A 21,470-nucleotide genomic window follows, 5' to 3' on the forward strand; every position below is an offset into this window, starting at 1 on the left:
AAGCGAAAGGCTGAATAAAGTTAAGCCTCTGGCGAGCCTTTTGATTTTTCAGGGGAATTTATCGAGCGAGCTCAGGTAAATCTGGGCACAAATACGCCAAGGCGAATTTGATTATTGAGGGGTGAAAGCTAATGGATATGAATCAGTATTTAGAAGTATTTATTGAAGAAAGTAAAGAGCATTTACAGGCATGTAATGAACAGCTGCTTGAGCTAGAGAAAAACCCAGATGATATAAATATTGTGAATGAAATTTTTCGCTCTGCTCATACACTCAAAGGAATGTCGGCTACGATGGGCTATGAAGATTTAGCAAAACTAACTCATCAAATGGAAAATGTACTTGACGCCATTCGTAATCATAAAATTACGTTCAACCCAGAGATTCTTGACGTCGTTTTCTTAGCAGTTGATGATTTAGAGGCGATGGTGCAATCGATTGCTGCTGGCGGGGATGGAAAAAGGGACGTATCTGATGTCGTTGAAAAGCTACTAATAATAGAAAAAGGCGAAAAAATTAGTCAAATTGCAAAATCCGAAACAGCTGTTACAGTTACTGACGAGCCGCCAGCAGTAAAAAATGTTTACGATGAATTTGAAATGACAGTCATGCAGCAATCTAAGGAGCAAGGATTTGAATCATTCGAAATTACGGTTAGTTTAAGGGATGATTGTTTACTCAAGGCGGCAAGAGTATTTATGGTGTTTGAAATTTTAGAAAAAATCGGTGAAGTAATTAAAGCTAATCCATCGGTCGAGCAATTAGAGGAAGAACAATTTGATAATGAATTTACCGTTACGATCATTTCAAAAGAGACTAAAGAAGATATACATAAGAAAGTAATGAGGGTTTCCGAAATTGAGAAGGTGACTGTAAATGTTTTATCACTAGAGTTCCTTCGTCATTCTGAAATAGATGTAGTGGTACATAGTAATAATGAGGAAACTGCAGGTATTCAAAAAGATATACAAAAACAAAGTAATACTGCAAAGCAAGAAGAAAAGAAAGAAAGTTCATCATCTTCATCCTCTAAAAATACGAGCAGCAAGACGATTCGGGTAAATATTGAAAGACTTGATATTTTAATGAATTTATTTGAAGAATTGGTTATTGACCGTGGGAGACTTGAGCAAATTTCCCGAGACTTAAATAATCAAGAGCTTCATGAAACAGTCGAACGGATGACTAGAATTTCAGGTGATTTACAAAATATTATTTTAAATATGCGGATGGTGCCTGTTGAGACAGTGTTTAATCGCTTCCCACGTATGGTTCGTCAACTAGCAAGGGACTTAGATAAAAAAATTAATCTTGAAATTATCGGCGCGGAAACAGAATTAGATCGAACGGTTATTGATGAAATTGGCGATCCTCTCGTTCACTTAATTAGAAATGCTCTAGATCATGGTGTGGAAACGCCTGAAGTTAGAAAAGCAAATGGGAAGAATGAAGAAGGCACAGTCATTTTAAAAGCTTATCATAGCGGCAACCATGTCTTTATTGAATTAGAAGATGATGGCGCGGGTATAAATCGTGAGAAAGTTCTTGCAAAAGCAATTAAAAATGGAATTGTTTCTCCACAAGCTGCTTCCACAATGAGTGATAAACAAGTTTATGAGTTAATACTGGCATCTGGTTTCTCAACAGCTGACAAAATTTCTGATGTATCCGGACGCGGAGTTGGTCTTGATGTTGTAAAAAGTACGATTGAATCGTTAGGCGGGACCATCTCAATTGATTCAACATTTGGAAAAGGTTCAGTTTTTTCAATCCAGCTACCACTAACATTATCCATCATCTCAGTCATGCTTACTGAAATTCAAAATGAAAAGTTTGCGATCCCTCTATCTTCAATCATTGAAACAGCGATTGTGAAGAAATCTGAAGTTTTAAATGCTCATAATCAAAGAGTCATTGATTTCAGAGGAAAAGTTGTCCCTCTTTTATTTTTGAAGGAAATTTTTGAAGTCCCTGTAATTGAAGAAAAGGATGAATTCTATTCAGTAGTTCTCGTAAGAAAAGGGGATAAAGTAGCTGGCCTTGTTGTCGACTCCTTTATTGGGCAGCAGGAGGTTGTCTTGAAATCACTAGGAAACTACTTAACAAATGTCTTTGCTATTTCTGGAGCAACTATTCTCGGTGATGGCCAGGTTGCATTAATTGTAGATTGTAATTCATTAATTAAGTGAATTTTTCACAAACTCAATAGATTGAAGGAAGGAGATTGGTATGACAGAAGCGGTTGCTGCTAATATTAAATTAATTGTTTTTCAGCTAATAGACAAGGAGTATGCCATCCCAGTAAATCAAGTCCGTTCCATTGAAAAAGTTGATCATATAACAAGAGTGCCTCGAACTGCCAAATTTATTAAAGGGGTCATAAATCTTCGTGGGGTCATTACGCCAATTATTGACTTGCGAAGCAGATTTGGACTTGAGGAAATAAGCTATTCAGATAGTACAAGAGTAATTATTGCTGGATTTAATGATTTAGAGGTTGGTTTCATAGTGGATTTAGCGAATGATGTTATAGATATTCCAGTTCATTCAATTGAACCGCCTCCGGAAGTAGTTGGAGTGTCGGAGGTTGAGTTTATTAATGGAGTTGCAAAGGTAGGAAGCCGTTTATTAATACTCGTTGACCTAGAGAAGATTTTAAACTGTGAAGAATCTATAAATATGCTAGGAACTGAAGGGTAATATATGAGCTTTATTGAAAAAATTTCATCCATGCACCTCGATGTATTGAAAGAAATCGGCAATATCGGGGCCGGCCATGCTGCTACGTCACTGTCAAAATTATTAAATAAAAAAATTGATATGCAAGTTCCGGACGTCCGCATTGTTTCATTTGATGAAATGATGAATATGATGGGTGGGGCTGATCATGTTGTCGCTGGGGTATTTCTTAGAATTGAAGGAGACGCCCCTGGCAGCATGATTTTTGTGCTTCCTATTCAGCAAGCCTCCCAATTCATTAGGGAAATGATAGGCGATGACAGCTTTAGTTTTGATACCTTGCCACATAACGAAATCGCATTATCAGCTTATCAGGAGCTGGGAAATATTTTATCTGGATCTTATTTATCTTCTCTTTCAGATTTTACGAATTTATCATTATATCCTTCTGTTCCTGCACTAAGTATTGATATGGCAGGCGCAATTATGAGCTATGGATTACTTGAATTGTCACATGTAAGTGATTATGCCATTGTCATAAATACGGCACTGAATGATGAAGTCGAAAATAAGGAAGCGGTTATGGGTCACTTTTTCCTGCTGCCTGACCCAGATTCATTTCAAACAATTTTTCAATCATTAGGAGTTCCACAATATGATTGAATGTAAAGAAGTGATAAAGGTTGGAATTGCAGATTTAAATATAGTAAAAGCCCCGCATACGATACGGACGTCAGGGCTCGGTTCGTGTGTAGGTGTTGTTATTTATGATCAGCAGCGGGAAATTGCAGGGCTTGCTCACATAATGCTTCCTGATTCGACGTTGGCGAAGGCTGGGAATATTAATATCGCAAAGTATGCGGATACAGCTATTAAAGATCTCGTTGCCAAATTAATTGCGAATGGAGCAAAGGCTTATTCATTAAAAGCGAAAATTGCCGGCGGGGCACAAATGTTCCAATTTTCTTCAGGAAGTGACATTATGCGAATCGGTCCAAGAAATGTAGAGGCAGTTAAATCAGCTTTATCTGCCTTTAAAATTAGCATCATTGCCGAAGATGTCGGTGGCAATAATGGAAGAACGATAGAATTTGATCCACGTACATGTATTTTAAGTATCCGTACAGTGAATAAGGGAGTTCAGGAAATATAAAGTGAAACTTCAATCAGTGGGGGTTTTTCGACGCACAGGACGTGCTAGTGCCGACGTTGCCACAGGACGTGGCATTTTTAGTCGGCCCCATCCCCACTCATTCTTCATTGTTTTTGCTTGAATCATTGAAGTGGGGGTCTTACTGCCCGTTAATCTGCGATAATCAGAATCTCTTAAAATGAGAGGGCTGTTTTTTCCTTCTTGATTTACAGCCTGAGCTTTCGACAAGTAAAGGTTATTTTTAATCGTTTATAGAATTGATTTGAGGAGGATGACCATGGCGATGCAAACGACAGAAGAGCATAGATATTGGCAAAGTTGGGTCAACTCACGAGATGGTCAAGCTGGAGATTTTCTTGTGAAAAAGTATTTGCCGCTTGTGAGTTACCACGTCCAAAGGATTTCCGTAAATCTTCCCAAAAATGTTTCACGGGATGATTTACGTAGCCTTGGAATGTTAGGTCTTTATGATGCCTTGGAAAAATTCGATCCAAATCGGGATTTAAAGTTTGATACATATGCTTCATTTCGAATTCGTGGTGCTATTTTAGACGGATTAAGAAAAGAAGACTGGCTCCCGCGTAATACGAGAGAAAAGGCAAAGAAAATCGAAGCAACGATGGAAAAGCTGGAGCAACGGTTAATGAGAAATGCAACGATCGAAGAGATTGCCACCGAACTAAATATGAGTGTTGAAGAGGTGCAATCTGTTAGCAATGAACATTTCTTCGCCAATATTCTATCAATAGATGAAAAGCTAAATGACAAAGAGGATGAAGGCCATACTCATATGATTAAAGATGATAAGGCCGACATTCCGGAAGCCAAAATTCTAAAAGATGAAATGATCCGGGAGCTCGGAGAAATGATTTCATTATTAAATGAAAAAGAACAGCTCGTTATTAGCTTATTTTATAAAGATGAATTAACCTTAACAGAGATTGGTCAAGTTATGAGCCTTTCAACTTCCAGAATATCACAAATTCATTCAAAAGCTATTTTTAAGTTAAGGAATGCATTAATAAAGGTACTATAAGAGGAGGAAGCAATATGGAAAAGCATTTTCGTATTATCATAACTAAGGATCGTCTAACCGCAAAGCTTGATCTGATAGCAAAAATTGAGAATAGCTTTTCCATTGAGATGCAGGATGTTTTGCAGCTTCTTTCAAATGAAAAGGTTTCCGTTGGCATCAAAAATGACATTTTATTAAAAATTTGTGAAAATCCAAACTCCATAAATTATCCTACAACTATTGCAGAAGGCATACAACCAAAAGACGGAATGGATGCATATTTACTTAATGAAATACGGAGTTCTAAGAAAGAAAGCCGCGAAAAATTTAATTTTCGAAATGTCCTGCAAATTCCATCTGTTTCAACTGGTCAACTGCTCGCATCCATTGTACCGTCCACCCCTGGTACAGACGGAATGGATGTGCTTGGAAACAAAATACCTGCAAAAAACGGCAAACCTCTTAAAATAAAACCGAGTAAGAATACGATATTGAGTGGAACAAGTTTTTATTCAACATTAGAGGGACAATTAAGCCTTACCAATCACTTTATATCTGTAAATCCAATATTTGAAGTGAACGGAGATTTGGATTTAAAAACAGGCAATATTGATTTTATTGGAAATGTCATTATTAATGGAAATGTTCCAAACGGGTATAAAATAAGAGCTGGCGGAGATGTTAGAATCTTTGGCTTAGTGGAAGCAGCTAATATTATTGCAGGGGGAAACATTATTATTTCTGGCGGAGTGTCTGGCGGGAATAAAGGGGTTTTAACAGCAGAAGGTAATATACAAGCAACCTATTTAAATCAGGCTATTGTAAACGCTAAACAGGATGTCATCGTTGAATCTTCTATCTTACATAGCAGAGTTCAAGCTGGCTCTAGCATTCAATGCAGTAAAGCCATAATAATTGGCGGTATTCTTATTGCTCATAAAGAGATTCATGTTAAAGAAGTCGGTAACCAATTGTTTACTAAAACAGACATGCAAATGACTATAGATCTGTCATTAGTAGAAAAAGAGCAAGCGTTAAAGATAGAAAAGGCGGAATTAACTGATAACATAAGTAAATTAATTAATATTGAGAAGAAGTTGAACGAAGTTGCCAAAAAGTCAGGTAGCCTAACTCCTAAACAAAGAATTACTATATTAAAGCAACGATCTACAAAACAACATATTGAAAAGCAGCTTTCTCTAATTAATGAAGAGCTGTGGCAGCTTGAGGAAGTGAAAAAAGAAGCTGAGCAATTGTCCATCTATATTTATGAATCGATTTATCCAAATACTTCATTCCAATTTGGCAAATATGCATTAAAGCTGCAGCATAAGCAATCAAAAGCTCGCTATTTTCTGCAAGACGGAGAAATCATCTCTAAACCTATTTAATAGATACTTTTTAATAAGCTAAACAGAAAAGAGTGAGGGGCTAATGAGTTTGAAATCGATTGAAATGCAAGTTGCCTTACCAAGAACTGTGGAGGTAGGCAAAATTCAGGAGCAATTGCAGCAACGAGGACAAAATATTCAAGACTTTGCCAATGAAAGTACCTATAAAGAGGAAAAAAAGAAGCGGGATTCCGTTATTAAAAATGAGCATAAAGCGAATGTAAAGTTTACGAATGAAGATGGAAGTGATCGATCTTCCAATTATGATGGAAATCATCCTCCAAAAAAGAAGAAAAGGAACGATGTCAATAAGGAGATGCATCCTTATAAAGGAAATGTGATTGATTACAGTGGATAGAGGGATGTTATGACCACTTTTTTTATAATATTGAGTTTGTTTTTAAATATTCTTGCCCTTTTTTCTATTATTATATTATTTCTGCGGCAAAATCGCTTTCTACAGGCTGAGAAGAAGCAAGAAAAGATGTTACAGGAAATGGAAGATATGATTTCCTCATATCTCATTCAAATGAAGGAAGAAAATGAAGACTTTATTAACCGAATGAATAAAGTTAAAAACACTGATATTCCCAAGCAAAAGCCAATAAAGATGGAAATTAATGAACAGAAAAGGAATGATTCTAACGAAAACGATTTTCCGCTTCAAAACCGCGTGGGGAAGGCAAATGTAAATAAAGCGGTAAAAGCATATAAACAGAGTGCTGACACTTCTGTCTTACATTCGGAAATGGATCATCTCCACCCGTTAGATGAAATTGAAATGCCTAAGCTTGAAAAGGAGAATTCCACGGAATATTCTCTTCTAAATGAAGTTCTTTTTTTAAAAAAGCAAGGATTAAATGAGACAGGAATCGCTCAAAAACTGAATAAAGGGAAAACAGAAATTGAGCTTTTGCTGAAATTTAATCAAAAAAGCAAGGATTAGCTTGAAACATCAACTTCTTTATGCTATATTAACCAATGGTGTTAAAACACACGCTTATTGATTTGGTCGGATGGTGCTGAAATGATCAGTTCCCGATTGAAAATGAAATAAGCGGAGGAAATCAAACCATTAGGAGGAAAAATCAATGTCAGTTATTTCAATGAAACAATTGCTTGAAGCTGGTGTACACTTTGGACACCAAACACGCCGTTGGAACCCTAAGATGAAAAAATATATTTTCACTGAGCGTAACGGTATCTACATCATCGACCTTCAAAAAACAGTTAAGAAGGTAGAAGAAGCTTATAAATTCGTTAAAGAGCTTGCTGGTAACGGCGGTACAATCCTTTTCGTTGGTACAAAAAAACAAGCTCAAGATTCTGTAAAAGAAGAAGCAATTCGCTCTGGAATGTACTATGTTAACCAACGCTGGTTAGGTGGTACTTTAACTAACTTCGAAACAATTCAAAAACGTATTACACGTTTAAAAGATATCGAAAGAATGTCTGAAGATGGAACTTTTGAAGTGCTTCCTAAGAAAGAAGTAGTTCAATTGAAAAAAGAGCAAGAGCGCTTAGAAAAATTCTTAGGCGGAATCAAAGATATGAAGACTCTTCCAGATGCTCTATTTATCATTGACCCTCGTAAAGAGCGCATTGCTGTAGCAGAAGCACATAAATTAAACATTCCAATCGTTGGTATCGTTGATACAAACTGTGATCCGGATGAAATTGATGTTGTAATTCCAGCAAATGATGATGCTATTCGCGCTGTTAAACTATTAACTGCAAAAATGGCTGACGCAATCCTTGAAGCAAAACAAGGTGAAGAGGTTACAACTGCCTAATTAAGGCGAAATTTAAAAAGGTGATTAGAGGGCGCACCCTTTATCACCTTTTTTTAAAGAAATGGCCTAGAGCTGTTTGTAAGTAGAAATATAGGTAAAAATATAAATACATACCTTATTAAGGAGGATTTTCATAATGGCTATTACTGCACAAATGGTTAAAGAACTACGTGAAAAAACAGGCGCAGGTATGATGGACTGCAAAAAAGCACTTCAAGAAACAAATGGTGATATGGATCAAGCAATTGACTTCCTTCGTGAAAAAGGGATTGCAAAAGCGGCTAAAAAAGGTGACCGTATTGCAGCTGAAGGTCTTACAACTATTAAGGTTGAAGGAAATGAAGCTGTTATCCTAGAAGTAAACTCTGAAACAGATTTCGTTGCAAAAAACGAAGGATTCCAAGTTCTTGTTAAAGAATTAGCAGATCATTTAATTGCTAAAAAGCCTGCTTCAGTAGAAGAAGCTATTGGACAAACTATGGATAATGGTGCAACTGTTGAAACGCATATTAACTCTGCAATTGCAAAAATTGGAGAAAAAATCACTCTTCGCCGTTTTGAAGTGAAAACAAAAACGGATAGCGATGCATTCGGTGCATACTTGCATATGGGTGGCCGTATTGGTGTTCTTTCAGTTCTTGAAGGAACTACTGATGAAGAAGCTGCAAAAGATGTTTCAATGCATATTGCTGCTCTAAATCCAAAATACGTTTCACGTGACGAAGTATCTGCTGATGAAGTAGAACGTGAGCGTCAAGTTTTAACACAACAAGCGCTTAACGAAGGTAAACCAGAAAATATCGTTGCAAAAATGGTTGAAGGCCGTTTAAGTAAGTATTTTGAAGAAGTTTGTGTAAATGATCAAGCGTTCGTAAAAAATCCTGATCAAAAAGTTGGCAAATTTGTAGAATCTAAAGGTGGAAAGATCCGTGAATTCGTACGTTACGAAGTTGGAGAAGGCCTTGAGAAGCGCGAAGATAATTTCGCAGAAGAAGTTATGAGTCAAGTGAAGAAATAATAAACTATCATTGAATAGTTTTTGATCAGGGAACACATTGTGTTCCCTATTTTTCAAAGTTTGTTTAGCTTTAGCGCCTTAGAGTAATCATCGCAGGAACAAACTGCTCTTTGATGGTTCTTATGGCGCTTATGCTTTTCATTTTTACATATTGGAGGTCCTTATGAATAACCCAAAATATAAACGCGTCGTCTTAAAATTAAGTGGAGAAGCTTTAGCAGGTGAACAAGGCTTTGGAATTAATCCTGCCGTCATTAAATCAGTTGCTGCTCAAGTTAAAGATTTAGCAGAATTAGGAGTAGAGGTAGCTGTTGTTGTCGGCGGAGGCAATATTTGGCGTGGTAAAATTGGGGAAGAAATGGGGATGGACAGAGCAAATGCCGATTATATGGGTATGCTTGCAACCGTAATGAACTCATTGGCATTGCAGGACAGCCTTGAGCAGCTTGGTATAGAGACAAGGGTTCAAACCTCAATCGAAATGAGACAAGTGGCAGAGCCGTATATTCGCAGAAAAGCTATACGCCACTTAGAAAAACAGCGTGTTGTTATTTTTGCTGCTGGAACAGGTAACCCATATTTCTCAACAGATACGACTGCGGCATTACGTGCAGCGGAAATTGAAGCAGAAGTTATATTAATGGCGAAGAATAATGTCGATGGTGTGTACTCTGCTGATCCGCAAATTGATAAAAATGCAAAGAAATACGAAGAGCTTTCTTATTTAGACGTATTAAAAGAAGGCCTAGCTGTAATGGATTCGACAGCCTCTTCTTTATGTATGGATAATGATATTCCTTTAATTGTATTTTCTATTATGGAGCCAGGAAATATTAATCGTGCAGTTATGGGCGAAAATATCGGAACAATTGTCAGGGGGAAAAAATAATGCCAAAACAAGTTTTAACCAATGCAAATGAAAAAATGACAAAAGCGATCCAAGCATATACACGTGAACTTGCATCAATTCGTGCTGGGAGAGCAAATGCATCATTACTCGATCGCATTACTGTAGATTATTACGGGGCTCCTACACCAATTAACCAATTAGCAGGAGTTTCTGTTCCTGAAGCACGTTTACTAGTGATTCAGCCTTATGATAAATCAATTCTAAGTGATATTGAAAAAGCCATTCTTAAATCTGATATCGGCTTAACCCCATCAAACGATGGAAATATTATTAGACTTTCCATTCCTCAACTTACAGAAGAACGCCGTAAAGAACTTGTAAAACAAGTTAAAAAGGAATCAGAAGAAGCAAAAATTGCAATTCGAAATGTTCGCCGTGATGCAAACGATGATTTAAAGAAGCTTGAGAAAAATGGTGAGATCACGGAAGACGATTTACGCGGCTATTCTGATGACATTCAGAAATTGACAGATGAGCAAATTGCTAAAATTGATACAATTACAAAAGATAAGGAAAAAGAAGTACTAGAAGTGTAATCTAGCGCTAAAATTTTTCTAGGATATCATAAACGATAAAATAATTACCCTCTATCACTAGGGGGTTTTTTCAATCTTTATATTTTTGATTAATAACAAAAACATTTACATATAAGCATATTCTTATTTTACTCATCAATACATACCCTTTTATAGAGATAACTTTCTTTATTTTTGGTATGATAATATCATGCGGAAAAATGAACTCTGTCTTGTCCTTTTCAAATTTTTTAATCGGCAAGTTTTCTTTTCGGAGGTAAGCAAACCTATCTTAAAGGAGCAATCTTATGTTAAATAAAATGAAACTATGGAGGAATCAGAATAGTTCTAACGAACTCCGAGAGAGAATCTTGAGAATTCAAGAGCTCCAAGTTCCTTCCCATGTAGCAATTATTATGGATGGCAATGGAAGATGGGCGAAGAAAAGAGCGCTTCCGCGTGTGGCGGGGCATCATGAAGGAATGAAAGTCGTTCGGAAAATTACTAGGCTAGCCAATGAACTTGGAATAAAAACTTTGACTTTATATGCATTTTCAACTGAAAATTGGAAAAGACCTAAAATGGAAGTGGATTTTTTAATGAAGCTGCCTGAGGAATTTCTAGGATCATTTTTACCAGAGTTAGTTGAAGAAAATGTGCAAGTTCAAATGATGGGCTATAAAGAAATGCTTCCTAACCATACTAGGAAAGCTATTGAGAAAGCTATGGAAGACACGAAGGGGAATACGGGGCTTACATTGAATTTTGCCCTCAATTATGGAAGCAGAGCAGAAATTATTGAAGGAATCAAACTTGTCTTAAAAGATTGTAATAGTGGTATAATAGATGAAAATGATATAAATGAAGAAGTTTTTTCAAAATATTTAATGACGAAAGATCTGACCGACCCAGATCTATTAATTCGTACAAGCGGTGAAATACGTTTAAGCAATTTTATGCTTTGGCAGCTTGCTTACACAGAGTTCTGGTTTACGGATGTTCTGTGGCCTGACTTTAGTGAGGAGCATTTCATTGAAGCAATTGAGGTTTTCCAAAACCGGCAAAGACGGTTTGGAGGAGTATAAAAAAGGTGTGAAAAACTTAGATGAAGCAAAGAATTATAACAGCAGCAATCTTTGGTGCAATATTTTTGCCCATCATAATATATGGAGGGATGCCCGTTGTTATTCTTGCCTATGCAATGGCATCCATTGCGCTCTATGAAGTTTTAAAAATGCGCAAATTAAAGCTCTTTTCAGTACCGGGGCTTATTTCATTATTATTGCTTTGGGTCATTCTATTACCTAAACATTTACAAGATGTACTTGACGTACTGCGCTATTCAAAAATTGAATTTGTTTTACTTGCCGTGTTAATCTTTTTGACTTATACAGTTGCAACAAAAAACGGATTTACTTTTGATGATGTAGCCTTTTCCATATTAGCTACTCTTTATGTAGGTATTGGCTTTTATTTCTTTATTGAGACTCGTGAATCAGGATTAGTCTATATTTTCTATTCATTATTTATTATTTGGGCAACTGATTCTGGAGCCTATTTTATTGGACGTGCAATGGGAAAGAACAAGCTATGGCCTGAGATAAGCCCTAATAAAACAATTGAAGGCTCAATAGGTGGAGTTGTTTGTGCTCTTATTGTGGCAGTCTTATTCATTCTATTTACAAATATTAATGCAACTTTTTGGCAGTTAGCCATCATAACGATTGTCCTTTCCGTATTTGGACAAATTGGCGATCTCGTTGAGTCTGCATTGAAGCGTCATTATGATGTGAAAGATTCGGGTAATATTATGCCTGGACATGGTGGCATATTAGATCGTTTTGACAGCTTGCTATTTGTATGGCCATTATTACATTATTTTTATTTAGTTTAATTTGATTTACTATTAAAGCTTACGTTTTTTATTCCCCGCTTTATCCAACAGGAGTTGAGTTTGTGAAAAAAATTAGTTTAATGGGTGCCACAGGTTCAATCGGGACCCAAACTTTAGATATAATTAGGGAGCATCCTGCCGAATTTCATCTAGTAGCGATGGCAGTAGGGAAAAACATCGATCTTACTAGGAAAATTATTAATGAATTTCGTCCTGAGCTTGTCTCTACATCTGATAAATCGACAGCACAAATTTTAAAATCGGAGTTCCCTCATATTACTTTTACATATGGAAATGACGGCTTGTCAGAAGTAGCCGTTTATCATAAAGCAGAAGTTCTTGTGAATGCGGTAACTGGAAGTATTGGATTAATGCCTACTCTTCAAGCAATAGAGGCAAAAAAAATGATTGCAATTGCCAATAAAGAAACACTTGTAACAGCTGGACATCTCGTTATGGAAGCGGCAAATAAAAATAGTGTTACGCTTTTACCAGTTGATAGTGAGCACTCAGCCATTTTTCAGGCATTACAAGGTGAGAAGGATAAAAATATCGATAAGCTCATCTTAACTGCTTCTGGGGGCAGTTTTAGAGACCGCACTAGAAAAGAACTTGAAAATGTTACCGTTCAAGAAGCTCTAAATCATCCGAATTGGTCAATGGGTGCAAAAATTACGATTGATTCGGCGACAATGATGAATAAGGGGCTTGAAGTTATTGAGGCACATTGGCTATTTTCAATTGATTATGACAAAATTGAAGTATTGCTCCATAAGGAAAGCATTATTCATTCGATGATTGAATTTCATGATAGCAGTGTCATTGCCCAGCTTGGAACACCTGATATGAGAGTTCCAATTCAGTATGCATTAACTTATCCAGATAGACTTCCGCTAAACTCAGCTAATCGGCTAAACTTAGCAGAAGTCGGAAAGCTTCATTTTCAAAAGATGGACTTGGACCGTTTCCGATGCTTAAAATTTGCTTATGATGCTGGAAGAACGGGGGGAACAATGCCAACTGTTCTAAACGCTGCAAATGAAGCGGCGGTTGCTGCCTTTTTAGATGGGAAAGTGTCTTTCTTACAAATAGAAGACTTGATTGAGAAAGCATTGAGTAATCATATTAATATCTCAAATCCTAGCCTTTCTGACATACAAGAAGTTGATGCGGAAACAAGAAATTATGTTTACTCATTACTAAAAGCAGAAGCACCTTGATCAGGTGATACTGCTTAGATAGCTTTTAAACTCCGGAAGATAATAGCTTATTATCTTTTTAAAAAAGGTGGGTATATTTTGAGTACAGTTATTGCCTTTATTATCATTTTTGGGGCTCTCGTATTTTTTCATGAATTAGGGCATTTTGTATTTGCCAAAAGAGCGGGTATTCTATGCCGCGAATTCGCCATTGGCTTCGGTCCAAAAGTTTTTTCTCATAAAAAGGGAGAAACTGTTTATACGATCAGACTTTTACCAATTGGCGGCTTTGTTCGAATGGCTGGCGAAGATCCTGAAATGATTGAAATTAAACCTGGATTTAGAGTTGGCTTATTATTTAATGAGTCAAATCAAGTATCCAAAATTATTTTGAATCAAAAGGAAAAGTTCCCTGATGCTAGAGTCATTGAAGTAGAAGAAGCGGATATTGAGCATAAGTTATTTATTAAAGGCTATCTTGAAGGAGAAGAGGAAGAGAAGATTCATTCATTTTCCATTAGCCCAAGTGCCGTTCTTGTTGAGAATGGAATAGAAACTCTCATTGCTCCGTATGATAGACAGTTTGCTTCTAAAACGCTTGGTCAAAGAACAATGGCGATTTTTGCCGGGCCAATGATGAATTTTATTCTAGCCTTTGTAATCTTTGTCTTGATCGGCTTCCTACAGGGGATTCCGACAAATGCTCCCGAGCTTGGTAAGTTGACTCCTGACGGGGCAGCAGCTGAAGCGGGGCTAGAAGAAGGGGATATCATTCATAGCATCAACGGGGCTGAAATCTCTAGCTGGTCGGATGTTGTAGAGATCATTCGTAAAAATCCAAATAAAGAGCTGCAATTTTCACTAGATCGAAGCGGTGAAGAAATGAATATTCCTGTCACACCGAAAGTGCAAGAAGCAGATGGTGAAAAAATTGGCATCATCGGTGTTTTTAGTCCAATGGCAAAATCGCCAATAAAAGCGCTAACTAATGGAGCTTTAGAAACTTATAATTGGACTAAAGAAATTTTTGTAATGCTCGGCAAACTAATAACAGGACAATTCTCGATTGATGCATTATCCGGTCCAGTCGGAATTTACGTTTCAACTGATACTGTTGCTAAATCAGGGATTTTCTATTTAATGAAATGGGCCGGTATTTTGAGTATAAACCTTGGTATCATGAATTTATTGCCAATTCCTGCACTTGATGGAGGGAGATTGATGTTCTTTGCTGTTGAGGCAGTTAGAGGAAAGCCAATTGATCGCCACAAAGAAGGAATGGTCCATTTTATTGGGTTTGCGTTATTAATGTTATTAATGCTAGTTGTAACTTGGAACGATATTCAAAGATTTTTCTTATAATGAATAATCTTAGTATCTAGGGTCACAATCTCTTTATATTGAAAAGCGGTCAAAAGACCTGCTTCTCGCATATGATTAGAGGTTGGCCCTTTCTTTTATTATTAATATTTAGGGGTGCACTTAAATTGAAACAAAGCATGACACTTATTCCAACACTAAAAGAAACTCCAGCTGATGCGGAAATTAAAAGTCATCAATTATTACTAAGAGCGGGATTTATTCGCCAAAATGCAAGTGGGATTTATAGCTATCTGCCCCTTGCTCAGAAAGTATTAAGAAATATTGAAGCGATTGTCCGAGAAGAATTGGACAATGCAGGAGCAGTTGAACTATTAATGCCAGCAATGACAGCTGCTGAATTATGGCAGGAATCTGGAAGATGGGGTTCATACGGACCAGAATTAATGAGAATGAAGGACAGGCATAATCGTGATTTCGTGTTAGGACCGACTCATGAAGAAGTCATAACAAGTTTAGTGCGAGATGAAGTGAAATCCTACAAGAAATTACCTTTAGCTTTATACCAAATCCAAACAAAATTCCGGGATGAACAGCGTCCACGATTTGGCATATTGCGTGGCCGTGAATTTATAATGAAGGATGCTTATTCCTTCCATGCTTCAAAAGATAGTCTTGATGATACATATGACAGGATTTATCTGGCCTATGCAAATATATTTTCCCGCTGTGGGTTGAACTTCAGAGCTGTTATTGCTGATTCTGGTGCCATGGGTGGGAAAGATACTCATGAATTCATGGTATTATCAGAAGTTGGTGAAGATACAATTGCTTATTCTGATACGTCCAGCTATGCTGCGAATATTGAAATGGCTCCAGTTACCGCGAAGTATGAGAAGAGTACTGAAAAGCTGCAAGAATTGGAAAAAGTCTTAACTACTAATCAGAAAACAATCGATGAAGTTTCAACCTTCCTGCAAGTAACAGCTAAAGAATGCATTAAATCTCTGTTATTTAAAGTGGATGAAAAATACGTTTTAGTTTTAGTACGCGGTGACCATGAAGTTAATGATATTAAATTAAAGAATCTATATAATGCAACAAATGTCGAGCTTGCAGGAATTGAGGAGACGAAAGAATACTTAGGATGTTCAGTTGGATCTCTTGGACCGGTAAATCTTGCTGATGTTGAAATAGTGGCTGACTTTGCTGTCGAAGGACTAGTGAATGCTGTATGTGGGGCTAACGAGGAAGATTATCATTTCGTTAATGTTAATCCGGATCGTGATTTCAAGGTTAGCCAATATTCTGATCTTCGCTTTATTCAAGTAGGAGATCCTTCACCAGATGGACAAGGCTCCATTCTTTTTGCAAAAGGAATTGAAGTTGGCCATGTATTTAAATTAGGGACCCGTTATAGTGAAGCAATGGGAGCAACCTATTTAGATGAGAATGGAAAGAGCCAGCCGATGATTATGGGTTGCTACGGCATTGGTGTTTCGCGCACGATGGCATCCGTCGTCGAACAATTTCATGATGAAAACGGGATAATCTGGCCAGTTTCCGTTTCACCATTCGACATTCATTTAATCCCTGTCAATATGAAAGATGATACTCAAGCAGCAGTTGCTAATGAGTTATATGCTGAATTAAAGACTAATGGCTATGATGTCTTAATGGATGATAGGCAAGAAAGACCAGGAGTAAAATTTGCTGATTCAGATCTTATTGGCTTGCCAATTCGCATCACTGTAGGTAAAAAAGCCACTGAAGGATTAGTTGAGGTAAAGGTTAGAAAAACTGGTGAAATGCAAGAGGTTCATAAAGACCAATTAGGCGATTGTTTATCCCAGCTTTTAGCGTCTCTTTAAAAAGTTAATGAAAAACGGATTCCGATTAAAAGGAGTCCGTTTTTTATTCAAACATAACAAATTCTTGTTCGCATAGAAAGTAATACCTTTGCATACATACAAACCACATAAAGAAAAGTTCATGTTATAATAGTCTTCGTCTGTATATGATTTTACTAAAAAGAATTTATTGATATAAACTTATTCTAACTAAAGATTTTATTTTTTGAGATTGTTGATATTGCTATTTTGTTGTTGATTGGAGCGGAAGGCACGAGACTCCTGCGGGAAAAGCGAGTGCCTGTAGCGGAAATCAACTGGAACGCTATTTTTTATAATGAAAATTAATAGATGGGAGAGAGGTCAATGGAAGCCCTAGGTACGAAAGAGAGATTCCAACTCTTGCTCCAACAGCTGCAGTTAACAGATGATTCAATCGTGCAGCATTTTAACCAAGCAGAAATCAAAAAAGTGGTAATCGGTAAAAAGGAGAAAACATGGCACTTTCATTTTGAATTTGAACAAATTCTGCCTATTGATATCTTTAACCTTTTTTCCACACAGCTTGCTAAAGTGTTTTCCCATATTGCCAAAACTTCTTACTCGATTGAAGTTAGAAATAAAGTTTTTGAAACCCAATTGATTAAAGATTATTGGACATATTGTATTCAGGAATTGGAAGGTATGGCTCCGCCGTTAATAAAGCTTTTAAATGAACAAATTCCAACTGTACAAGGAAATAAAGTAGTAATAAGTGTGAGGAACGATACAGAAGGGCTTTCACTAAAAAGAAAATATGCTGATGTCATTTCTCGTGTATATGAAACATTAGGCTTTCCGATTTTATCAATAGATACTGAAATCTCTTCTGAGGCCGCAAATGATGAGTATCAAAGGTTTTTAGAAGCAAAACAGAAGGAAGATCAAGAGCGTGGCATTCAAGCAATGATTGAAATGCAGAAGAAGGAAGCGGAAGCAGAATCTAATAATGGAGTTACTGTTCAAGGTCCGTTAATGATCGGTTTAACGATTAAAGATGACGCTGATTTCAGAAAGCTCATTGATATTGTCGATGAAGAGCGCCGGGTTGCAATTGAAGGTTATGTTTTTGCTGCTGAAACGAGAGAGCTTCGCAGTGGCCGAACATTACTAACCTTTAAAATAACAGACTACTCAAGCTCGATTATGGTCAAAATGTTCTCCCGTGATAAGGAAGATGCAGCGCTATTCCAGCATGTCCAAAAGGGTATGTGGCTTAAGGTGCGAGGCAGTATTCAAAACGACACCTTTGTCCGGGACCTCGTTATGATTGGAAACGACATTAATGAAATTAAGCCGATTGGGAGGCAAGATACAGCACAAAAAGACGAAAAACGGGTAGAGCTCCATCTTCATACACCGATGAGTCAAATGGATGCCGTCACATCGGTTGGTACATTAATCGGGCAGGCAAAGAAATGGGGGCATCGAGCTATAGCAGTAACCGATCACGCAGTTGCTCAATCCTTTCCAGAGGCCTTTAGTGCGGGAAAAAAGAATGATATTAAAATATTGTACGGTGTAGAAGTAAATTTAGTTGATGATGGTGTACCGATTGCTTACAATAGTGCGAAACGCAAGCTGACTGAAGATACTTATGTAGTATTTGACGTTGAGACTACAGGTTTATCAGCAGTGTACGATACAATTATTGAGCTTGCCGGAGTAAAAATTCATAACGGTGAAATAATTGACCGTTTCGAATCCTTCGCCAATCCGCACCATCCGCTGTCTGCAACGACGATAAACTTAACGGGTATCACAGATGATTTAGTGGAAAATGCTCCTGAAGTAGATGAGGTTTTGCAGAAATTTTATGATTGGACAGGAGATTCAATTCTCGTTGCCCATAATGCTTCCTTTGATATGGGATTTTTAAATGTCGGCTATAAAAAAATCGGTCTAGGTAAAGCTGAAAATCCTGTTATTGATACGCTAGAATTAGCGCGTTTCCTTTATCCCGAAATGAAAAATCACCGCTTAAATACATTAGCGAAAAAGTTTGATGTCGAGCTAACACAGCATCATAGAGCCATTTATGATGCGGAAGCAACCGGCTATCTGCTATTGAAAATGTTAAAGGACGCGGCTGATAAGGAGATTGAATATCACGATCAGTTTAATGATCACATGGGTGAAGGGAATGCTTATCAAAGAGCACGGCCTCAACATTGTACACTGCTGGCACAAACTGAAGCTGGCTTAAAGAATTTATTTAAGCTTGTTTCTATTTCACATTTACATTACTTTTACCGTGTTCCACGAATTCCAAGATCCCAACTGCAGAAATATCGGGAAGGAATACTTGTTGGATCCGGCTGTGATAAAGGTGAAGTTTTTGTAGGGATGATGCAAAAGTCACCTGAAGAAGTGGAAGATATTGCAGCATTCTACGATTATTTAGAAGTTCATCCAAAAGAAGTTTATGCCCATTTAATAGAACTTGAGCTAGTTAAAAATGAGAAAGCCCTTGAAGAAATCATTGGGAATATCGTTCATTTGGGTGATAAGCTTGAGCTGCCAGTTGTTGCAACAGGGAATGTTCATTATTTAAATCCAATTGATAAAATCTATCGTAAAATTCTTATCAGCTCTCAAGGCGGGGCTAATCCGCTAAATCGCCATAAGCTTCCAGATGTTCATTTCCGAACAACAAATGAAATGCTTGACGCTTTTTCATTCCTTGGAAGTGAAAAGGCGAAAGAGATCGTTGTAACAAATACGAATAAAATTGCCGACATGATCGACGTGATTAAACCGATAAAAGATGATCTATATACACCAAAAATTGAAGGCGCAGATGATGAGATGCGTAATATGAGCTATGCGATGGCCAGAAAGATTTATGGTGAGAATTTACCTGAAATTGTTGAAGCCCGAATAGAAAAAGAGTTGAAAAGCATTATCGGACACGGTTTTGCTGTCATTTATCTTATTTCTCATAAACTAGTGAAAAGGTCATTAGACGATGGCTATTTAGTAGGGTCTCGTGGTTCGGTAGGATCATCATTTGTCGCAACGATGACAGAGATTACCGAAGTTAATCCGCTGCCGCCACATTATGTATGCCCTGATTGTAAGCATTCTGAATTCTTTAATGATGGATCGGTCGGTTCTGGCTTTGACTTGCCTGATAAAGATTGTCCAAACTGTGGAGCGACGTATATAAAAGATGGACATGATATCCCCTTTGAAACCTTCCTAGGGTTTAAAGGAGACAAAGTTCCCGATATCGACTTAAACTTCTCGGGAGAATATCAGCCGCGTGCCCATAATTATACGAAAGAATTATTCGGAGAAGATTATGTGTATCGCGCAGGTACAATCGGAACGGTTGCCGATAAAACAGCGTTCGGCTATGTGAAAGCTTACCAGCAAGATCATAATCTCCAATTAAGAGGTGCAGAAGTCGAAAGATTGGCCTCAGGCTGTACAGGAGTAAAAAGAACGACTGGTCAGCATCCAGGCGGAATTATTGTTGTTCCTGATTACATGGATATTTACGATTTTTCGCCGATTCAATTTCCGGCAGATGACAGAAATTCTGAATGGAAAACAACTCATTTCGATTTCCATTCCATTCACGATAATTTATTGAAGCTTGATATACTTGGTCACGATGATCCCACCGTTATTCGTATGCTTCAAGACTTAAGCGGTATTGATCCGAAAACGATACCAACTGATGATCCTGAAGTAATGAAAATATTTAGCGGCACTGAATCACTCGGTGTTACACCGGAACAAATTATGTGTAAAACAGGGACACTTGGTATTCCAGAGTTTGGTACGAGATTTGTCCGACAAATGCTTGAAGATACAAAGCCAACTACTTTCTCTGAGCTAGTGCAAATTTCTGGACTTTCGCACGGAACCGATGTTTGGCTTGGGAATGCACAAGAACTTATTCATAATAAAATTTGTACACTGAGTGAAGTTATAGGCTGCCGTGACGATATTATGGTGTATTTAATTTACCAAGGACTAGATCCTGCGTTTGCCTTTAAAATCATGGAATCTGTTCGTAAAGGAAAAGGACTCAGCGATGAAATGGAAGAGGAAATGCGGAAAAATGAAGTACCAGAATGGTATATTGATTCTTGTAAAAAGATAAAATATATGTTCCCTAAAGCCCATGCTTCCGCCTATGTCTTAATGGCCGTAAGGATCGCATATTTTAAAGTGCATAATCCGCTTTTGTATTACGCAGCGTATTTTACTGTTCGTGCAGAAGATTTTGATGTTGATGCAATGGTAAAAGGCTCTCAAGCCATTCGAGCACTTATTGAAGAGATAAATGCTAAAGGTCTTGATGCTTCGAATAAAGAAAAGAACCTTTTAACAGTTATGGAATTGGCGCTGGAAATGTCTGAACGCGGATTTAGTTTCCAAAAGGTAGATCTATACCGTTCTAGTGCAAATGAATTTATCATCGATGGAAATTCTCTTATTCCGCCTTTCAACTCAATCCCGGGACTAGGGACGAATGCGGCTTTTAATATCGTAAAGGCTAGAAAGGAAGGAGAATTCCTGTCTAAGGAAGATCTTCAGCAGCGTGGAAAATTATCAAAAACGATTATCGAGTATTTAGATAACCATGGTTGCTTAGGCTCGCTTCCCGAACAAAATCAGCTTTCACTATTTTAGGAAACAAGCATGAAAAGGGATAAAACATTGAGTAAATCACTTGACAT

General features: G+C 37.4%; 18 protein-coding genes. All 18 read left to right on the forward strand.

Features of this window, described 5'->3' with window-relative positions; translation table 11 throughout:
* Window positions 1-131 precede the first annotated feature (131 nt).
* The 18 genes from F7731_RS07940 (at window position 132) to F7731_RS08025 (ending at window position 21,423) form a co-directional block, all read left to right on the forward strand.
* Window positions 132-2,189 (forward strand): chemotaxis protein CheA, encoded by a 2,058-nt coding sequence (locus F7731_RS07940; RefSeq protein WP_151534224.1) that lies wholly within the window; start codon window positions 132-134, stop codon window positions 2,187-2,189.
* 40 nt (window positions 2,190-2,229) lie between these two features.
* A complete protein-coding gene (locus F7731_RS07945; protein ID WP_151534225.1) occupies window positions 2,230-2,700 on the forward strand; it encodes a chemotaxis protein CheW in 471 nt (156 codons plus the stop codon).
* A gap of 3 nt (window positions 2,701-2,703) precedes the next feature.
* The gene (locus F7731_RS07950; RefSeq protein WP_151534226.1) at window positions 2,704-3,342 is read left to right on the forward strand and encodes a chemotaxis protein CheC; all 639 of its coding nucleotides are present in this window, start codon (window positions 2,704-2,706) and stop codon (window positions 3,340-3,342) included.
* Entirely contained in the window at window positions 3,335-3,832 is a 498-nt protein-coding gene (locus F7731_RS07955; protein WP_151534227.1) for a chemotaxis protein CheD, read from the forward strand. The genes F7731_RS07950 and F7731_RS07955 overlap by 8 nt, the downstream gene beginning before the upstream one ends.
* 277 nt (window positions 3,833-4,109) lie before the next feature.
* Window positions 4,110-4,868, forward strand: a complete 759-nt coding sequence (locus F7731_RS07960; protein WP_151534228.1) for a FliA/WhiG family RNA polymerase sigma factor — start codon at window positions 4,110-4,112, stop codon at window positions 4,866-4,868.
* A 14-nt stretch (window positions 4,869-4,882) separates the two neighbouring features.
* A complete protein-coding gene (locus F7731_RS07965) occupies window positions 4,883-6,238 on the forward strand; it encodes a flagellar assembly protein A (protein WP_151534229.1) in 1,356 nt (451 codons plus the stop codon).
* A gap of 43 nt (window positions 6,239-6,281) precedes the next feature.
* Window positions 6,282-6,596 carry a hypothetical protein gene (locus F7731_RS07970; RefSeq protein ID WP_151534230.1) on the forward strand — a complete coding sequence of 105 codons (315 nt, stop codon included), beginning with the start codon at window positions 6,282-6,284 and terminating at the stop codon, window positions 6,594-6,596.
* A 9-nt stretch (window positions 6,597-6,605) separates the two neighbouring features.
* Window positions 6,606-7,184 carry a hypothetical protein gene (locus F7731_RS07975; protein ID WP_151534231.1) on the forward strand — a complete coding sequence of 193 codons (579 nt, stop codon included), beginning with the start codon at window positions 6,606-6,608 and terminating at the stop codon, window positions 7,182-7,184.
* 145 nt (window positions 7,185-7,329) lie between these two features.
* Complete coding sequence (rpsB, locus tag F7731_RS07980; RefSeq protein WP_151534232.1) at window positions 7,330-8,031, forward strand: 30S ribosomal protein S2; 702 nt, start codon at window positions 7,330-7,332, stop codon at window positions 8,029-8,031.
* A 136-nt stretch (window positions 8,032-8,167) separates the two neighbouring features.
* Window positions 8,168-9,049 (forward strand): translation elongation factor Ts, encoded by an 882-nt coding sequence (gene tsf, locus F7731_RS07985; RefSeq protein WP_151534233.1) that lies wholly within the window; start codon window positions 8,168-8,170, stop codon window positions 9,047-9,049.
* Between the two features lie 163 nt (window positions 9,050-9,212).
* The gene (gene pyrH, locus F7731_RS07990; protein ID WP_151534234.1) at window positions 9,213-9,938 is read left to right on the forward strand and encodes a UMP kinase; all 726 of its coding nucleotides are present in this window, start codon (window positions 9,213-9,215) and stop codon (window positions 9,936-9,938) included.
* Complete coding sequence (gene frr, locus F7731_RS07995; RefSeq protein WP_151534235.1) at window positions 9,938-10,495, forward strand: ribosome recycling factor; 558 nt, start codon at window positions 9,938-9,940, stop codon at window positions 10,493-10,495. Before pyrH ends, frr begins: the two co-directional genes overlap by 1 nt.
* Window positions 10,496-10,782: 287 nt before the next feature.
* Window positions 10,783-11,559 (forward strand): undecaprenyl pyrophosphate synthase, encoded by a 777-nt coding sequence (gene uppS, locus F7731_RS08000; RefSeq protein ID WP_151534236.1) that lies wholly within the window; start codon window positions 10,783-10,785, stop codon window positions 11,557-11,559.
* 20 nt (window positions 11,560-11,579) lie between these two features.
* Complete coding sequence (locus F7731_RS08005; protein WP_151534237.1) at window positions 11,580-12,368, forward strand: phosphatidate cytidylyltransferase; 789 nt, start codon at window positions 11,580-11,582, stop codon at window positions 12,366-12,368.
* Between the two features lie 62 nt (window positions 12,369-12,430).
* Window positions 12,431-13,588 (forward strand): 1-deoxy-D-xylulose-5-phosphate reductoisomerase, encoded by a 1,158-nt coding sequence (locus tag F7731_RS08010; RefSeq protein ID WP_151534238.1) that lies wholly within the window; start codon window positions 12,431-12,433, stop codon window positions 13,586-13,588.
* Between the two features lie 78 nt (window positions 13,589-13,666).
* A complete protein-coding gene (rseP, locus tag F7731_RS08015) occupies window positions 13,667-14,929 on the forward strand; it encodes an RIP metalloprotease RseP (RefSeq protein ID WP_151534239.1) in 1,263 nt (420 codons plus the stop codon).
* Window positions 14,930-15,054: 125 nt separating this feature from the next.
* Complete coding sequence (locus F7731_RS08020; protein WP_151534240.1) at window positions 15,055-16,758, forward strand: proline--tRNA ligase; 1,704 nt, start codon at window positions 15,055-15,057, stop codon at window positions 16,756-16,758.
* A 345-nt stretch (window positions 16,759-17,103) separates the two neighbouring features.
* Window positions 17,104-21,423 carry a PolC-type DNA polymerase III gene (locus tag F7731_RS08025; RefSeq protein ID WP_151534241.1) on the forward strand — a complete coding sequence of 1,440 codons (4,320 nt, stop codon included), beginning with the start codon at window positions 17,104-17,106 and terminating at the stop codon, window positions 21,421-21,423.
* The last annotated feature ends 47 nt before the right edge of the window (window positions 21,424-21,470 follow it).

It is taken from the genome of Cytobacillus depressus, assembly GCF_008923245.1.
In the GTDB taxonomy this organism is placed as follows: domain Bacteria; phylum Bacillota; class Bacilli; order Bacillales; family Cytobacillaceae; genus Cytobacillus; species Cytobacillus depressus.

What these genes read in the sequence shown, in the direction of transcription:
- F7731_RS07940 (WP_151534224.1), top strand. Translation starts at nt 132, where the DNA reads ATGGATATGAATCAGTATTTAGAAGTATTTATTGAAGAAAGTAAAGAG.
- F7731_RS07945 (WP_151534225.1), top strand. Translation starts at nt 2,230, where the DNA reads ATGACAGAAGCGGTTGCTGCTAATATTAAATTAATTGTTTTTCAGCTA.
- F7731_RS07950 (WP_151534226.1), top strand. Translation starts at nt 2,704, where the DNA reads ATGAGCTTTATTGAAAAAATTTCATCCATGCACCTCGATGTATTGAAA.
- F7731_RS07955 (WP_151534227.1), top strand. Translation starts at nt 3,335, where the DNA reads ATGATTGAATGTAAAGAAGTGATAAAGGTTGGAATTGCAGATTTAAAT.
- F7731_RS07960 (WP_151534228.1), top strand. Translation starts at nt 4,110, where the DNA reads ATGGCGATGCAAACGACAGAAGAGCATAGATATTGGCAAAGTTGGGTC.
- F7731_RS07965 (WP_151534229.1), top strand. Translation starts at nt 4,883, where the DNA reads ATGGAAAAGCATTTTCGTATTATCATAACTAAGGATCGTCTAACCGCA.
- F7731_RS07970 (WP_151534230.1), top strand. Translation starts at nt 6,282, where the DNA reads ATGAGTTTGAAATCGATTGAAATGCAAGTTGCCTTACCAAGAACTGTG.
- F7731_RS07975 (WP_151534231.1), top strand. Translation starts at nt 6,606, where the DNA reads ATGACCACTTTTTTTATAATATTGAGTTTGTTTTTAAATATTCTTGCC.
- rpsB (WP_151534232.1), top strand. Translation starts at nt 7,330, where the DNA reads ATGTCAGTTATTTCAATGAAACAATTGCTTGAAGCTGGTGTACACTTT.
- tsf (WP_151534233.1), top strand. Translation starts at nt 8,168, where the DNA reads ATGGCTATTACTGCACAAATGGTTAAAGAACTACGTGAAAAAACAGGC.
- pyrH (WP_151534234.1), top strand. Translation starts at nt 9,213, where the DNA reads ATGAATAACCCAAAATATAAACGCGTCGTCTTAAAATTAAGTGGAGAA.
- frr (WP_151534235.1), top strand. Translation starts at nt 9,938, where the DNA reads ATGCCAAAACAAGTTTTAACCAATGCAAATGAAAAAATGACAAAAGCG.
- uppS (WP_151534236.1), top strand. Translation starts at nt 10,783, where the DNA reads ATGTTAAATAAAATGAAACTATGGAGGAATCAGAATAGTTCTAACGAA.
- F7731_RS08005 (WP_151534237.1), top strand. Translation starts at nt 11,580, where the DNA reads ATGAAGCAAAGAATTATAACAGCAGCAATCTTTGGTGCAATATTTTTG.
- F7731_RS08025 (WP_151534241.1), top strand. Translation starts at nt 17,104, where the DNA reads ATGGAAGCCCTAGGTACGAAAGAGAGATTCCAACTCTTGCTCCAACAG.